Raw genomic sequence first — 14787 nt, 5'->3', positions numbered from 1 at the left:
CTAAGCGGCAGGGAGAGTTCGCGAGCATGCAAAGCGCGTCCAAGCAGCCGCAAAAGCTGCCCCGGCTGATCGTTGCGCTAGGAGTGGGCCAGATCATTGCGTGGGCCAGCAGCTATTACCTGTTGGCCATTCTGGCGCTTCCCATGTCCAGAAGCACTGGCTGGTCGCTGGGGCTGTTGGTCGGAGGCCTCTCCGCTGGGCTGGTCACAGCCGGACTAGTCGCTCCTCTGGCCGGTCGGACCATCGACAGGCGGGGAGGGCGGACCGTACTGGCGGTCAGCTCCGTAGTGTTTGCCATGGGCCTCGCGGCGCTGGCCACGTCACACTCCCCAACTACCTATTACCTTGGCTGGGTGGTACTGGGCGTTGCCATGTCTGCGGGCCTGTATGACGCTGCGTTCACGACACTGGGACAGCTGCTCGGGGCAAACGCGAAGCAATCCATTGCCGGCCTGACCTTGGTGGCCGGCTTTGCAAGCACGCTCGGCTGGCCAGCGCTGACCTACCTTGACGAGGCCATGGGATGGCGCGGCGCGTTGTGGGTGGCTGCCGCATTCAACCTGCTGGTCGCATTGCCCATCCATTTGCTCGCTATTCCGAAGCATCAGCCCCGTATTAGCGCAAGTCCGCATCCCTCAGCGGTCGCTGCCGTCCACACCAGCACTGCAGCACCCGTTTCAGCTGCAGCACCGCCTGCACACTGGCTTGTGCTCATTGGCCTGTTGCTGACCTGCCAGGCAGCGATCATGGCGACCTTATCGGTGCATCTGATTGCGCTGCTCGGTGCCATCGGGCTGGCGCCATCGGTTGCGCTGCTCGCTGGCATGGTGATCGGCCCCGCGCAGGTCATCGCTCGTTTGCTGGATATGTACTTCGGGCGAGGCGTGCATCCGACCTGGTCCGCACGCGTGGGAATTGCAGCGACATTGGCAGCGCTACTGCTGCTACTCACTGGATACTCGTGGGCAGCGATCATTGCATTCGTCATCTACGGTGCCGGCAACGGGATACTCACGGTGGCCCGCGGCACCCTCCCGTTGGCGTTGATCGGATCGGCGGACTACGGCAAGACCATGGGCCAACTTGCCCGTCCCATGCTACTGGCACAGGCGGCAGCACCGCCGCTTGCAGCCATTGCGCTCGAGCGAACCGAGCCTGTTTGGCTGATCTGCCTATTGGCGCTGCTTGCCACTGTTTCCTTGGTTGGAAGCTGTTGGTTGCCTGCAAAGACGCAGGGCGTGAGCCCTTGAATATGCATGCGTGTGCATATATGCTTTATGCATGAGCAAGGGCACCCCCAAGGCAAACGCCATTGAGCAAGCAGTAAGCGTGCTGGCAGACCCCATTTTTCGGGCGCTGGCTGAGCCGTCGCGCTTGGCCGTGCTCAAGCGTGTGCTTCAGGTGGAACGGGCAGATATCGCGGAGATTGCCGCCGGCCTTCCACAGGAGCGATCCGTGGTCTCACGTCATCTGCAGGGACTCCACGATGCTGGGATCCTACGCGCAGAGCGGGTGAGCCGGCAGGTGTACTACCAGGTCGATGGCCTCGCGATGGTCGCACGCTTGGAGCAGATCCTGCTGCAGGTCAGGGCGCTGGCACCTTACTGCTGCCCCGGTGATTTGAAGTAATACCGCAGGCAATTCTTGATTCATCAACGCAACTCACATATATGCATATAGGCGCATACACGCATGAATAAGTTGAATGTCGACGTCGTCGTGATCGGGGCAGGGCGGGCAGGCTTGGCGATGTCATACCGGCTCAAGAACGCAGGCGTGTCGCACCTGATTCTCGAACGACAACCGGCCGCTGGTGGCAGTTGGCCGTCGTACTACGACAGCCTGACCCTGTTCTCCCCGGCAGGATATTCCTCGCTGCCTGGCCTCGAGTTCCCCGGCGGAGCCAAGCGCTATCCCAAGCGGGACGAGGTCACCGCGTATCTGCGCCAGTATGCGTCCGCCTTCGACCTGCCAGTGCGCGCCAACAGCGAGGTTGTGGAGGTCATCTCCGAAGCAAGCCAACATCGCGTCAAACTTGCCGATGGAGCGGTCATTACCGCCCAGGCAGTAGTGGTGGCAACCGGTGGCTTCAACACACCTCACCTGCCGGGGATCCCTGGAAGGCAGCTATACCAAGGGACGATTCTGCACAGTTCGGCCTACCGAACACCCACCGGCTTCGAAGGCAAACGCGTCGTCGTCGTCGGTGCGGCCAACTCAGCGGTACAGATCGCGCACGAACTGCACTCCACTGCCACCGTGGTGCTGGCAACCCGCGAGCCAGTGAAGTTCATGCCACAACGGTTCCTCGGCTTCGATTTTCATGACTGGCTCAAGTGGACCGGCCTGGGCAATTCCCGTTGGCTGAGCGATCAGAGCACGCCCGTTCTGGATGATGGACGTTATCGACACGCCCTGAGTACGGGTGCCATTTCCCGTCGAGAGATGTTCACTGCGTTTACCAACGATGGGGTGGTGTGGCCGAATGCGGAAATACAGGCGGTCGACGCTGTGATCTTCGCGACGGGCTTCCGGCCGAACATGTCATTCCTGCCACGGGAAGCCTTGGATCCGGACAGGCGGGCACTACACAGCCAAGGGGTTTCCACCACAATCAAGGGGCTCTACTACCTCGGGCTACCGCTACAGCGCAACTTTGCCTCTGCCACGCTTCGCGGAGTTGGTAGTGACTCCTTGGGAGTCCTAGCATCGATCATGAGCCACTTGCGGCCCATGTAATTGCGCACGCGACGTCCCCCCGGCTTGAGTAGTGGGCGGGTTTAGAGTCCGGTGCTGATGTTATCGTTCTTCGCCGCCAACTGCGCGGCGTATTGGGCGGGTGTTAGACCGCCAAGCGCTCTTTTTGGTCTTTCTTCGTTGTAGTCGCGCCGCCAGCTTTCGATACTGGTGCGGGCATGAAGCAACGTCGGGAACCAGTGCTCGTTGAGGCATTCGTCGCGCAGCCGTCCGTTGAAGGACTCGATGTACGCATTTTGGTTCGGCTTGCCCGGTTCGATCAGACGCAGGGCAACTTCCTTTTCGTGAGCCCAAGCCACCATCGCCTTACCGCAAAACTCCTTGCCGTTGTCTGTCCTGATCACTCGTGGCAAGCCGCGCTGCATGGCCAGCCTGTCCAGTACCCTGGACACGCCTTGCCCGGATATTGCCCGCTCCACTTCGATGGCCACAGCCTCGTGGGTGGCGTCGTCGACGATCGTCAGGCACTTGACCACCCGGCCTTCTGCGGTACGCTCGAACACGAAGTCCATCGACCACACCTCATTGGCAGCGGACGGCCGCAGGAGGGGCTGGCGCTCGCTAACCGGCACCTTCTTACGCTTTCTGCGTCGCACCTGCAGGCCCGCTTCCTGATAGAGCCGCTCCACTCGCTTGTAGTTCACGACAAGTCCTTTCTGCCGCAGCTTCAGATGGATCATGCCCACCCCGTAGCGTCTGTGCCGATGCGCCAGCGCAGCAATCTGCTCGCGCAGCTCAACGTTGTTGTCGGGCCGAGGCTCATAGCGCAGCGCGCTAGCGCTCATCCGCACCACCGTCAGCGCTCGCCGCTCGCTCAACCCCTTCTCGACCATGCTCCGCACCAGCAGCCTGCGCGCCGGCGCGGTCACCACTTTTTTCGCAACGCATCCTTGATGACGTCGTTCTCGAAGACCTGTTCTGCCAGCAGCTTCTTCAGGCGTGTGTTCTCCGCCTCCAGATCCTTGTGCCGCTTGGCGTCGGGCACGCTCATGCCGCCGAACTTGCTGCGCCACAGGTAGTACGAGGCCTCGCTGAAGCCATGCTGGCGGCAGAGGTCCTTGATGGGCATGCCGGACTCAGCTTCGCGTAGGAAGCCGATGATCTGCTCTTCGGAAAAGCGCTTCTTCACGTCCAATCTCCTTGTCATTGAGGATTGGACTCCAAACCGCTTCGCTACTCAATCTCGGGGGGACGTCGCACGTTTGGCATGCCAAGAACGGAGTAGGGCACCGGAACTTCTGCGGGGCCGTCGAGGTGGTCGCGCAATCCCAAAGTCAGCCTTTGTTGTTCTGACGGTGAGCGACCCATACGGCAGCGACAGTTATGGATACTACTAAAAAGACAGCAACGCCGGCGACAATGCTCATCTGCTGTAAGAGGGTCAACGAGTTTAAAAAGTTCATCTTAGAAACCAACCATTGGTGATAGAGTGGACCGGCCGGGAATTCGTAGACATCTCAGAGCCATAATCAATGGAAGCGAGAGAGGTGTCTAATGGCAAGCAAACAGTACACGGATGAGTTCAAGGCCGAGGCGGTCAAGCAGGTTACCGAAAGAGGCTTTGCGGTAGCCGAGGTTGCCAAGCGGTTGGGGGTCTCGTCCCACAGCCTTTACCAATGGCTCCGCAAGTCCAGGAGCGAGGCCTTGGCGGGCACGCCTGAGGGGTCGATGTTGCCGACGCCGAAGGACTCAGCCGAGGTGCGGCGCCTGAAGGCCGAGGTGAAACGCCTGACTGAGGAGCGCGACATCCTAAAAAAAGGGGTATCCGGAATCTGGTGTGGGTTCTGGCTCCTTGGGTCTTTGTAGCTATCACTTTCAAAGAATGGATTTTGGTGTTGGACGGCTGAGCGGATGTGCTAGAGTAAAAGTCGGATTTCAGTGTGGGTTCGCCCAAGGTGCTGAGTGACGGACTTTCTCCAGCTGCGAAGCCTGAAGACGCTTGAAATCCTGACCAGCGAGGACAGTTACGTCGTCAAGGCCGAAGGCGTCAATCAGTGGGTGACCTGCCCGCTGTGCAAGACCGGATGCCTGCATGGTCACGGCTCACAGGAACAGTCGTTTCAGGACACACCGACGCACGGCAAACCCGTCGTGATCTTCATCCAGCGCCGTCGCTATCGCTGTACAAGCTGCACCAAGACCTTGTTTGAGCCTGTGGCGGACCTTGATGGAGAACGCCAAGCCACGGCGCGTCTGGTGCGTTATATCCGCGACCAGTCCTTCTCCAAGACCTTTGCGGCCCTTGCCCGGGAAGTAGCCGTGGAAGAAAAGACGGTCCGCCACGTCTTCGACGATTTCATCGAGGAGGTCGAGGCCAAGACCCAGTTCCGGACGCCGCGGGTGCTGGGTATCGACGAGCTCAAGATCATCGGCCAGTACCGGGCCATGATCACCAACGTCGAGCGCAAGACCGTGTTCGATATCCGCCCCAGCCGGGCCAAAGCCGAGTTGATGCCCTATTTCCGCGACCTGCGGGACAAGGACTCGGTCGAGTGGGTGGCGATGGACATGTACCACGTTTATCGGCAGGTGGTGCGCGCCACGCTGCCACAGGCCCGGATCGTGGTCGATCGATTCCATATCTAGCGCATGGCGAACGACGCGCTGGAGAAGCTGCGCAAGCGCATTCGCAAGGATTTGTCCACCCGGCAGCGCCTCAAACTCAAGGACGAGCGGTTCCTGCTGCTCAAGCGGCAGCACGACCTGACAGGGAGAGATATGGACCGGATGCGGGAATGGTTCCAACAGTTCCCGCTCCTAAGCGAAGCCCACGCGCTCAAGGAAGGATTTCTGTCGATCTGGGATCAGAAGACCCGCCCAGCAGCAGAAGCCGCCTGCGCGAAGTGGCAGGCCAATATTCCGACCGAATTGGCGGCCACGTTCAAGGACCTGACCACCGCCGTGCACAACTGGCACGACGAAATCTTCGCCTACTTCGAGCAGCCGATTACCAATGCCTATACTGAGTCAGTCAACCGAGTGGCCAAAGACATGAACCGCATGGGCAGGGGTTACAGCTTCGAGGTGCTTCGGGCGCGCATGCTCTACGACAAGAAGGCGCGCAAGGATGGCTCGGTTATCGAAACCGTGTTGGTCGATGACGACGACCCAATGACCACGGACTTCGTGTTCCAGCGGATGACCACGGCGGCAACGCGCAAGAAGAAGATCACGCGCGTGGTCGAGTACGGCCCCTATCTCCCGACGCTGGCGCGGCTACTCGAAGAGGGGTATTTCGAATAGTCCTCAACCCATTGTGCAAGAGGCGGCGCTTCAGCCTGAATTTGTGATTCAGCCGATGAAGCATAGGTAAGAGGCCCAGCCACTACCCCGCGCAACAGGACAGTTGCTTTACGTCCTTGGTGAAGGTTTGTGCCGCGAGTTTCAGCCCCTCGACCATCGTCAGGTAGGGGAATAACTGGTCGGCCAACTCTCGCACCGTCATGCGGTTGCGAATCGCCAGTACTGCGGTTTGGATCAGCTCGCCTGCTTCCGGGGCTACCGCTTGCACGCCGATCAGTCGTCCCGAACCGGCCTCCGAAACCAGCTTGATGAAACCGCGCGTGTCGAAGTTGACCAGCGCCCGGGGCACGTTGTCGAGCGTCAGCGTGCGGCTGTCGGTCTCGATACCGTCGTGGTGCGCTTCGGCTTCGCTGTAGCCCACGGTGGCGACCTGCGGGTCGGTGAACACCACCGCCGGCATCGCCGTCAGATCCAGCGTCGCGTTGCCACCCGTCATGTTGATTGCAGCGCGGGTGCCGGCCGCCGCCGCGACGTAGACGAACTGCGGCTGGTCAGTGCAGTCGCCGGCGGCATAGATGTGCGGCACGGTAGTGCGCATCGCGTGGTCGATGGTGATGGCGCCTTGCGCATTGACGACCACACCGGCCGCGTCGAGGTTGAGCGTGCGGGTGTTTGGGGTGCGGCCGGTGGCGAACAACAGCCGGTCGGCATGCAGTTCGCCGCGTTCGGTGGTGAGCACGAATTCCCCATCCTCATAGGCGACCTGGCTGGCCTGGGTGTGGTCCAGCACTTCGATGCCTTCGGCGCGGAACACGGCCGTGATGGCCTCGCCAATGGCGGGGTCTTCGCGAAAGAACAGTGTGCTGCGCGCCAGCATGGTCACCTTGCTGCCCAGCCGGGCAAAGGCCTGCGCGAGTTCGACGGCCACCACCGACGAGCCGATCACGGCCAGCCGATCGGGGATCGTGTCGCTGGCCAGCGCTTCGGTCGACGTCCAGAAGGGCGTGTCTTTCAAGCCCGGGATCGGTGGAATCGCCGGACTGGCCCCGGTGGCGATGAGGCAGCGGTCGAAACTCACCTCGCGCATCCCGTCGTCAGCGGTTGCCACGGTCAGCGTGTGCGCATCCTTGAATCGGGCATCGCCGCGCAGCACGGTGATGGTCGGGGTGCTCGTCAGGATGCCTTCGTACTTGGCGTGGCGCAGTTCATCGACGCGCCCCTGCTGCTGAGCCAGCAAGCGCTTGCGCAGAATCTTCGGCGAGGCGGCGGCAATGCCGTCATCGAACGGACTCTCGCGACGCAGATGCGCAATGTGGGCAGCGCGGATCATGATCTTGGACGGCACACATCCGACGTTGACGCAGGTGCCGCCGAGAGTGCTGCGCTCGATCAGCGTCACACGCGCCCCTTGCTCGACGGCCTTCAACGCCGCCGCCATCGCCGCGCCGCCGCTGCCGATCACGGCCACGTGCAGTGCAGCCTCATCGTCCTCGCGCTTTGGTTCGCCGCCCAGCCGCTCTTGTGCATTGTTCAGCAGGTCGCTGGGTTGCCCCGGCGCATCGGCAAGCTGCGCTCGGTAACCGAGTGCGGATACCGCCGCGACCAGCGAGGTCACGTCCGCGGCGGTACCTACGCTGGCCTCAATCTCGGCCCGGCGCTGTGGGTAGGACACTGAGGCCGAACGCACGCCGGGCACCTTTTCCAAGGTCTGCTTGACGTGCTCGGCGCACGACCCGCAGGTCATGCCATCGATGTGCAGCGTGATCGCCTCGGTCATGAGCGTGTGCTCACTTCTTGACGGTAGACGGGTAGCCGGCGTTCTCGGTGGCTTTGGTCAACGCGGCCGGAGTGGTCTTGGCATCGTCGTAGGTTACCACCGCCTCCTTGGGCTCCCAGGTCACCTTGGCCTCGATGACGCCTTCGACCTTGGTCAGCGCCTTCTTGACCGTGATCGGACAGGTGGCGCAGGTCATGCTCGGCACCGACAGCGTGACGGTTTTGGTGGCGGCCCAGGCGGGAGCGCTGAGGGCAACGGTCAGAGCGAGCAATGCGACGAGTTTCTTCATGGCAATCTCCTTTCAGTAGAACAGGGGCATGAGGTAGGGGAACACGAGCGCGATCAGCACCAGGGCGGTGAAGATCCAGAAGATCACCTTGTAGGCCGTCCGCACCTGGGGCACGGCGCATGCGTCGTCCGGCGCGCAGGCGCGAGCCGGCCGGAAGATGCGACGCCACGCGAAGAACAGCGCCACGAGCGCCACGCCAATGAAGATCGGCCGGTACGGTTCCAGCGCGGTCAAGTTGCCGATCCAGGCGCCGGAGAAACCCAGCGTGATCAGCACCAGCGGACCGAGGCAGCAGGTCGAGGCGAGGATGGCGGCGAGGCCACCGGCGGCCAGTGCACCGCGGCCGTTGCTGGGGTCTGCCATGTGAGGGATCTCCTTCCGAGACGTTGCGTGATGCGCTAAGGTTACTTCCGTAGTCAAGTACGGAGTCAAGCGCGATGGTGAACGATCCGCAAACACTGACCATCGGGGCTTTCGCCAAGGCCGCTGGGGTCAACGTGGAGACCATCCGGTTCTATCAGCGCAAGGGGTTATTGCCAGAACCAGGTCGGCCCGTCGGCAGTATTCGCCGCTACGGATCGGCGGACGTGGCGCGGGTGCGTTTCGTGAAATCCGCCCAGCGGCTGGGGTTCAACCTGGACGAAGTCGGCCAACTCCTACAGCTTGAGGACGGCACTCACTGCAGCGAAGCCGCCGAGCTGGCTGCGCTCCAGCTCACCGACGTGCGCACCAAGATGGCGGACCTGACGCGAATCGAAGCGGTGCTGTCACGGTTGGTCAACGAGTGCCATGCGCAGCGAGGCACTGTGTCGTGCCCGCTGATCGATTCTCTGCACGGGAGCTAGGCGCGTGGCTTAACCCGGTTTTCCGTTCCACTGCGCCTCAAACCCCAGTTCGAGCCGGGGGCAAGGTGACCTGCCACTGATTGTTTCCTTGCACCGACATGCGCCAGACAAAGCCCACACTGAAGGCTAAAAGCGCGTAAGACTTGCGATACCAGAAACCTACCGAACGAGAGCTGTCAGACAAGAAGGGCTAGTGCGGTCTTCCCACACTAAAATCCGGATACCCAAAAAAAGCCGCGGCGTACTTCGCCAAGGGATGACGGCGAAGTACGCTTTCATGCGTGAGCACTTGGGCGAGTTCAGGCTGACGGCCATGTGTCGAGTGCTTGGGGTTAACCGCAGTGGCTACTACGCATGGGCGGGCAATTCGGGCAGGCCGCGTCGTCGTGAGGATGATCGTCTGCGCGGCCTTATCAAGCACGCGTGGTTGGCAAGCGGGACGGTGTACGGCTACCGCAAGATCACCCGGGAACTTCGTGAGGCCGGTGAACGTTGCAGCCGCCATCGTGTTCGACGTCTGATGAAGGCAGAGGGCATAAGGGCAGAAATTGGCTACGGCACCAAGCCGCGCCATCGAGGCGGTCCGCCTGGGATGGTTGAAAACGTCGTCAATCGCGACTTTTCGCCCGCTGCACCAAACAAGGTGTGGGTCACTGACATAACATACATCCGCACCTACGAGGGCTGGACTTTCCTGGCAGTGATCGTCGACCTTTACTCACGGCAAGTGGTTGGCTGGGCGATGCAGTCCCAGATGACCACCGACCTTGTGCTGCAGGCACTGGTATCGGCGGTGTGGAAGCGAAAGCCTGCTGCGGGCCTGATCATCCACTCTGACCAAGGCAGCCAGTTCACGAGCAGCGACTGGCTATCGTTGCTGAAGCAGAATCGCATGGTTCCAAGCATGAGTCGGCGTGGAAACTGCCATGACAATGCGGTGGCTGAGAGCTTCTTCAGTGCACTGAAGAAGGAGCGGATCAAGCGACGGATCTACCCGACCCGGGACGAGGCGCGCTCGGATGTATTCAATTACATCGAGATGTTTTACAACCCAATCCGACGCCACGGTTCCGCTGGCAACCTGGCCCCTGTAGAGTTTGAACGGCGCTACGCGCAAGGCGGCTCATGAATGTCTACGGAAGTCTGGCCGGTCCAAAGCCAGTGCGCGACGCAGCTCACTGCAGGTCGCAACCTGAGGTGTTTTCAAGAATTCTAACCCTAGCTGTTGGGCCCAGCACCTCCTACTGCCTGGCCACACACTGCATGATTGCCAGAAAGTGCGGGCAGCATGGCTGCATTGGAGAACTATCAAGTGATACCCCCGGGCTCTGCCATCTCTTGCAGCCTCGGCGAGCAGCATGCAGCCATCTGAATACGCACTGAGGGCTTGCGAGCTCGGCTTAGGGGCGCACAATTGGACTGCATGCCACCTTTGGTACCCGCACATGCCTGACTCAGTCACGAAAGGCGAGGCTTTTGCAGCGATCGAGTCGCTTCTCGCCAACGGAAAGCCACCTCATCATTTGAATGTCCGCGCAGCCCTAGGAGGCCGCGGCAGTGGGCCAACACTAAGCCGGTTCGTAGCCGCGTGGTTTGCAGAACGAGCAGCATTGCTGGCAGGTCGGCCGAGCTCAGTTGCCGACATGGCTCTTGCTGATGTCATTGCAGCTCTTAAGAGCTTGGGGGAGCCAGATGCCCAAGGAAATGTTCTTGCAAATCTGCCGAGTGCATTTGAGAGAATTGGGCTAACCCTCGACCAACTGTTCATAGTCCTACACGCCTGGGAATCTGATTTGGAGCGACGGGAAGGCATCTTGGCCAAGACGAACACGACGCTGGCAAGCGAAATCACATAGCCAAGGACGGAATTGAACAGAGAAAAGCAAAAACTCAATTGGCGCAGAGGTACAGCCTTAGTTGGCCCGTCAGTCCGACCCTGCAAGGGCGGCCGAGGGTAGAATTCACCGATCCATCAATCGGTTAGCGAAGATCTGGCCGTGTTCGTAACGATTCCCTGCCAACCCTCACGTTGGCTTTTCGAACAGGGCGCACGCCCGGTGATCTATCAGCCGGCCGCCGAATTTCACGACCTCCCTGCCAGCCACGCCTGGCGACACATGACCTATGAGCCGGACCGTGATCCGCCGATCGATTTTACCTGGGAGCGCGAATGGCGCCTGCAGACGGAGCAGCTGCACTTCGATCAGTCGTGCGCAGGGGTAGTGGTGCCGGACCGGGCGTGGGCGGCGCGCATGCGGGCCGAGCACGAGGTCGAGCAGGACTGGCGCGTTCTTGCGTACAGCCAGATCATGGACGCGCCGTTGGCCGAGCAGCTCCGCGATGACTACCGCTGGACGCTGACCTCGTTGCGTCGTTAATGGCCAGCTCCCGAATGCACGAGCATTCGAGAGCCGTGCCTGCGGTAGCGAACCCGCCCAGCCATAATCAGCGAAAGAATCGGCCAGGACCGCGATTCCTGGCTCGCTCATCAACCCTCCTGTTGTGCCTGCCCGCTCACCTCATCGCGCCAGCAGGGCATAGCGTACTCATTGCAAGACCGAGGAGGGCGGCGTAACGCACGGAACTATGGGCAGAGACTCGGTGAGTCGGGAAAGTGCAAAAGGCAGCACGGATGATGGCAGGGCGCCGGATGCAGGCAATTCAGCGGGGCTGTGCGGGCAACCTACCGGAATTGCCCCCTTGGAGAATACGACGACAGCCAGAATGAAACAGCACTGCTGAAACAGCGACAGCGCTGCCAGGTACCTCATCCAATGCCGCAGACCAGGATACGGGCAGAACAGTCAGTACACGTCACCTTGGAACGCCATTGCGGGCAAGATGGCTAAATCCTGCGGGACCGATGGCTGCATTGGATCCAGCGCAGCGCCGCCACTTCAGTGAGTCCGGCGCTCCGCACTGCTCAGCCCCATTGCCCATGCCCGTCATCGCCACACCCACGCCAACAAGGACCAACAGCGTCAGCACGGACCAGGAGATCCAGTCCGCCCCAAGCGCAAAGAAGGTCTTGTTCCAGATGCCCCAGGCGTTGAATGTCGGCTTCCAGAGGTGCACCTTCGCAAACAGGAAGGCGATCAGCAGTGCACTGGTTGAAGTCGCGAGGGGCGCGAAGCGGTGATGGCGGAGACTTAGCGCCAATGCAGCCAGGCTTGGAAGATAGACCGCGATGTTGATGATCCACAACGTCGCGGTAATCGTGTAGCACCAGTTTGCAGCTTGGCGGATGTGATCCGCATCATGCAAGGTGATGGCCAACAGCATCATGATGTTCGCCACAACCAGCGGCTAGCGGCAGCGACGATCCAGTAGCGGAGCAATGCGCACGTGGTCCACCTCGAAAAGGGGTAGGGGAGGGGCGACCGAACGGTCGCGAGTCTGGCCGGATCATGCTGGCGCGTAGAACGATGGGGCAGTGGAAGAGCCCGACTCACTCCCAGATCAGGGCGAATGACAAACAGCTCTTTGCGAAGGGGTCATGGGGCGGCACATTCCACCCGTACTTTGGTCCGCAAGAAGGTGATCTGGTCGTCAGCGAGCATTTCTACCAGAGCGGGTTCGCAAACACTGATCTGGCGATGCAACTCAATCAGCGAGGTTTGAGCAACATCATCCTGATCGGGATGATTGCCAATACGTGTATTGAAACCACAGGCAAGTACGGTGCGGAGCAGGGGTTCAATGTCACCCTGGTCTCCGATGCAATGGCAGCGTACTCGCTGGAAGCGCAACACAACGCGATCGCGGTCAATGGCCCGACCTATGCTCATGCGATCTACTCGACCGAAGAGATCCTGGCAAGGATCCCGCAGAAACGCTAGTTGCCCTGTCGCGATGCATGCCCTCCGGGGGATGCATCACATCCGAGGGCAACGACGTGGACCGTTCCGGGATTAAACGTTAGCCATCGCGTTGAGTTCCGCCTCAAGTCAACGACGCACCCGCCGATACGTGACTGTTCAACCATCAGAGGCAGATGCACTCATGGCCAAAGAGAAGGCGATCGGACCAGCAGCAAGCAAGCAGAATTCGGAACAACCGAGGGCGCCACAAGATGCAGCAATGCGGAACGAGCGGGCCTTCGCAAACTTCAAGGATCAGATCGAACTACTGAAGGTGCTGTCGCTTGGAACGGGCATGTGCACGGCATCTTACGTGGTCGCCGCGAGCGAACTCGGTTCGTTGACTCGCGCGGCCGGCGCGATCACGTGCATTACGCTCGGCGTGTGGATGGGGGTATGCGGCGTAGTCGTCTACTTTCGGAATCGGCTCGACTTGAGCGGCCTATCAGCATGGCAAAAGGCCTGGCGTGTTGCTCAGTACCTGATCGTCATGTGTGCAACATTGTTCGCATTCTCGACGGCAATCGAACTCGCAAAGCTGAAGGGCTCCCGCAATCAACCTCGAGCAGCCGCAATTGAGTTGCCCGCCACCAGGCATTGCGATTCGCTCAACCAGCCCGGAGATGCTCCTGGTACATGAGGGTAGGGCAGCTGCGGACGCAACATATCTGAAGTGTGCGGGCACGATGGCTGCATTCGCAGCACGCAACAGCACAGCTTCATTCGTCGGTGGTAGGCGACACGGCACTGCATCCCGAACGCCTGAGTTCGTCCTAACTGCATCCCGGGAAGAATCGACTTCCCACACCGCTCTTATCCGGCAGCAGCAATCTGCTGCCGGCCCAGGCTTCAAGGCATTCATCCGACCAGTGTGCGGATGACTCACCCCAATCACATCGCCCACGCGGGGGAGGCGGGTCGAGATACCGAGAGAATCCTTCGGCCCGCAGATGCGGGCTAGGACGCTTCGAGCGTGAACCTTACCAACGTGCGCTAGCACTCCAAGACGAGAAGTGCTGTCTGGCGACGTCAAGAACAAGGTCTGGGCTGGTGGCCAGCATCGTCGATGGCGAACGACCGCCCAGTAGTGAATCTGGTGCCATCAACCACTCGACCTCTTCCCAGCCCGATGTCCGCCCGCCTTCTGCCACTCCATATGGACCGCGAAGAAGCGAAAGCAGTTCAGTAAGCACTGGTGCTGGCTCATTAGAAGGCGTCAACTGCCATGCTGGATAGAAAAACGCTCCCTTCTCTGGGAGCCAGACTCCGATAACTCTGCCAGATGCCATCAGCCGGGAAAGTGCCTGACCATTGCGGTCATGCAATCTCAGCAGATCCGCAAACGCGGTGGCATCCAGCCAACTCGCTGACAGGGCAGCCCGGGCTGCAGCAGATGCAGGTGTTTCCTCCGGCAATTGCTTGGCATGGTCTAGTTGCCAAGTGGCCCGCAGACCGGAAGGATCCCACACCCGACGAACGCTACTTGGAGTTGTCCGCAGAGCCCGGCGACGCCTCGCTATCTCGTCAAATTTCCTATTGTGACGGTACGCGATCCAAAGCGCGGTCGCTGTCGTAGACGCGATAATGGCAAGAAAAATGAATGCAACTATCGACATTTGCTGGAACAGTGTCAGTGAGTTCAAGATGTCCATGAATCACCATCATTTGGGATGAGCGACTACTGCGGGCGATATGGCTGCATTGCTCGTAGTCACATGCTCCTGCCGCACCAGGCGCAGGCACGATTGGGCGAAGTGTCAATAATTGCGCCCATTAGAGAACCGGCGTTTCTGACGTTTGCGCCCCTGAAATCGTAAGTTCTGTCGATGCGCAACAATGACAGCGCCCACGGTCATCGCTACCGCCCACACAATGATGATTGCGGCGAACAGAGTCATCTGTTGGAAGGTGGACAACGTTTCCAGGAAATTCATTGGATACCTCGCGGGAGAATGCGGCAGCAAGCCACCGGCACGCGCTACTGCGGGCCTTACTTCGCCTCTGCGTCTACAAGCC

Annotated in this window: 13 protein-coding genes and 3 pseudogenes; 11 read left to right on the top strand and 5 right to left on the bottom strand. The window is 60.5% G+C overall.

All coding sequences use genetic code 11. The annotated features are described in order from the left end of the window. Nucleotides 1-26: 26 nt before the first annotated feature. From RT551_RS00715 to RT551_RS00705, 3 genes are all read left to right on the top strand, one after another. The gene (locus RT551_RS00715) at nt 27-1250 is read left to right on the top strand and encodes an MFS transporter (protein WP_012480198.1); all 1224 of its coding nucleotides are present in this window, start codon (nt 27-29) and stop codon (nt 1248-1250) included. Nucleotides 1251-1281: 31 nt separating this feature from the next. Continuing rightward, nucleotides 1282-1629 carry a metalloregulator ArsR/SmtB family transcription factor gene (locus RT551_RS00710; protein ID WP_012480197.1) on the top strand — a complete coding sequence of 116 codons (348 nt, stop codon included), beginning with the start codon at nt 1282-1284 and terminating at the stop codon, nt 1627-1629. A 63-nt stretch (nt 1630-1692) separates the two neighbouring features. Continuing rightward, nucleotides 1693-2739 (top strand): NAD(P)/FAD-dependent oxidoreductase, encoded by a 1047-nt coding sequence (locus tag RT551_RS00705; protein ID WP_012480196.1) that lies wholly within the window; start codon nt 1693-1695, stop codon nt 2737-2739. Nucleotides 2740-2780: 41 nt separating this feature from the next. Here RT551_RS00705 and RT551_RS00700 read toward each other — a convergent pair. Next, a protein-coding gene (locus tag RT551_RS00700) for an IS3-like element ISStma13 family transposase (RefSeq protein ID WP_087944433.1) occupies nt 2781-3904 on the bottom strand; the annotation gives its coding sequence in 2 pieces (ribosomal slippage) (nt 2781-3628 and nt 3628-3904; 1125 coding nt in all). A gap of 347 nt (nt 3905-4251) precedes the next feature. Here RT551_RS00700 and RT551_RS00695 point away from each other — a divergent pair. Both RT551_RS00695 and RT551_RS00690 read left to right on the top strand, forming a co-directional pair. Next, nucleotides 4252-4515, top strand: a pseudogene (locus RT551_RS00695) (transposase); the annotation flags it as partial. Nucleotides 4516-4659: 144 nt separating this feature from the next. Continuing rightward, nucleotides 4660-6000: pseudogene (locus tag RT551_RS00690) on the top strand (ISL3-like element ISStma11 family transposase). A gap of 82 nt (nt 6001-6082) precedes the next feature. Here the strand turns inward: RT551_RS00690 and merA are convergent. Genes merA through merT form a run of 3 tightly spaced genes read right to left on the bottom strand, consistent with a single transcriptional unit; the run spans nt 6083 to nt 8429 of the window. Further along, nucleotides 6083-7777 carry a mercury(II) reductase gene (merA, locus tag RT551_RS00685; protein WP_012480191.1) on the bottom strand — a complete coding sequence of 565 codons (1695 nt, stop codon included), beginning with the start codon at nt 7775-7777 and terminating at the stop codon, nt 6083-6085. Nucleotides 7778-7787: 10 nt separating this feature from the next. After that, nucleotides 7788-8066 carry a mercury resistance system periplasmic binding protein MerP gene (gene merP, locus RT551_RS00680; RefSeq protein WP_012480190.1) on the bottom strand — a complete coding sequence of 93 codons (279 nt, stop codon included), beginning with the start codon at nt 8064-8066 and terminating at the stop codon, nt 7788-7790. Between the two features lie 12 nt (nt 8067-8078). Beyond that, nucleotides 8079-8429: a mercuric ion transporter MerT gene (merT, locus tag RT551_RS00675; RefSeq protein WP_012480189.1), complete on the bottom strand. Its 351-nt coding sequence runs from the start codon at nt 8427-8429 to the stop codon at nt 8079-8081. Nucleotides 8430-8503: 74 nt separating this feature from the next. Here merT and merR point away from each other — a divergent pair, with 74 nt between their 5' ends. From merR to RT551_RS00655, 4 genes and pseudogenes are all read left to right on the top strand, one after another. Then, nucleotides 8504-8911 (top strand): Hg(II)-responsive transcriptional regulator, encoded by a 408-nt coding sequence (merR, locus tag RT551_RS00670; RefSeq protein WP_012480188.1) that lies wholly within the window; start codon nt 8504-8506, stop codon nt 8909-8911. A gap of 175 nt (nt 8912-9086) precedes the next feature. Further along, nucleotides 9087-10040, top strand: a pseudogene (locus tag RT551_RS00665) (IS3-like element ISStma15 family transposase); the annotation flags it as partial. 316 nt (nt 10041-10356) lie between these two features. Then, nucleotides 10357-10767: a DNA-binding protein gene (locus RT551_RS00660; RefSeq protein ID WP_080047697.1), complete on the top strand. Its 411-nt coding sequence runs from the start codon at nt 10357-10359 to the stop codon at nt 10765-10767. Between the two features lie 261 nt (nt 10768-11028). Then, on the top strand, nt 11029-11289 hold the full coding sequence (locus tag RT551_RS00655; protein ID WP_044570111.1) for a hypothetical protein: 261 nt from the start codon (nt 11029-11031) through the stop codon (nt 11287-11289). Between the two features lie 436 nt (nt 11290-11725). On the opposite strand, the gene RT551_RS00650 is transcribed toward RT551_RS00655, so the two are convergent. After that, complete coding sequence (locus RT551_RS00650; RefSeq protein ID WP_139103661.1) at nt 11726-12196, bottom strand: hypothetical protein; 471 nt, start codon at nt 12194-12196, stop codon at nt 11726-11728. 140 nt (nt 12197-12336) lie between these two features. Here RT551_RS00650 and RT551_RS00645 point away from each other — a divergent pair, with 140 nt between their 5' ends. After that, on the top strand, nt 12337-12750 hold the full coding sequence (locus RT551_RS00645) for an isochorismatase family cysteine hydrolase (RefSeq protein WP_049886008.1): 414 nt from the start codon (nt 12337-12339) through the stop codon (nt 12748-12750). Between the two features lie 163 nt (nt 12751-12913). Continuing rightward, nucleotides 12914-13411: a hypothetical protein gene (locus tag RT551_RS00640; RefSeq protein WP_012480183.1), complete on the top strand. Its 498-nt coding sequence runs from the start codon at nt 12914-12916 to the stop codon at nt 13409-13411. Nucleotides 13412-14787: the final 1376 nt, after the last annotated feature.

Origin of the sequence: Stenotrophomonas sp. (assembly GCF_032103445.1) — a bacterium.
Taxonomy (GTDB): Bacteria; Pseudomonadota; Gammaproteobacteria; order Xanthomonadales; family Xanthomonadaceae; genus Stenotrophomonas.
The sequence above is the reverse complement of the archived record's forward strand: the minus strand, read 5'-3'. Positions and strand labels throughout refer to the sequence as shown.

Excerpts from the sequence above, each read along its gene's own strand:
- RT551_RS00715 (WP_012480198.1), top strand. The coding sequence starts at position 27 with ATGCAAAGCGCGTCCAAGCAGCCGCAAAAGCTGCCCCGGCTGATCGTT.
- RT551_RS00710 (WP_012480197.1), top strand. The coding sequence starts at position 1,282 with ATGAGCAAGGGCACCCCCAAGGCAAACGCCATTGAGCAAGCAGTAAGC.
- RT551_RS00705 (WP_012480196.1), top strand. The coding sequence starts at position 1,693 with ATGAATAAGTTGAATGTCGACGTCGTCGTGATCGGGGCAGGGCGGGCA.
- merA (WP_012480191.1), bottom strand. The coding sequence starts at position 7,777 with ATGACCGAGGCGATCACGCTGCACATCGATGGCATGACCTGCGGGTCG.
- merP (WP_012480190.1), bottom strand. The coding sequence starts at position 8,066 with ATGAAGAAACTCGTCGCATTGCTCGCTCTGACCGTTGCCCTCAGCGCT.
- merT (WP_012480189.1), bottom strand. The coding sequence starts at position 8,429 with ATGGCAGACCCCAGCAACGGCCGCGGTGCACTGGCCGCCGGTGGCCTC.
- merR (WP_012480188.1), top strand. The coding sequence starts at position 8,504 with ATGGTGAACGATCCGCAAACACTGACCATCGGGGCTTTCGCCAAGGCC.
- RT551_RS00660 (WP_080047697.1), top strand. The coding sequence starts at position 10,357 with ATGCCTGACTCAGTCACGAAAGGCGAGGCTTTTGCAGCGATCGAGTCG.
- RT551_RS00655 (WP_044570111.1), top strand. The coding sequence starts at position 11,029 with ATGACCTATGAGCCGGACCGTGATCCGCCGATCGATTTTACCTGGGAG.
- RT551_RS00650 (WP_139103661.1), bottom strand. The coding sequence starts at position 12,196 with ATGATGCTGTTGGCCATCACCTTGCATGATGCGGATCACATCCGCCAA.
- RT551_RS00645 (WP_049886008.1), top strand. The coding sequence starts at position 12,337 with ATGGGGCAGTGGAAGAGCCCGACTCACTCCCAGATCAGGGCGAATGAC.
- RT551_RS00640 (WP_012480183.1), top strand. The coding sequence starts at position 12,914 with ATGGCCAAAGAGAAGGCGATCGGACCAGCAGCAAGCAAGCAGAATTCG.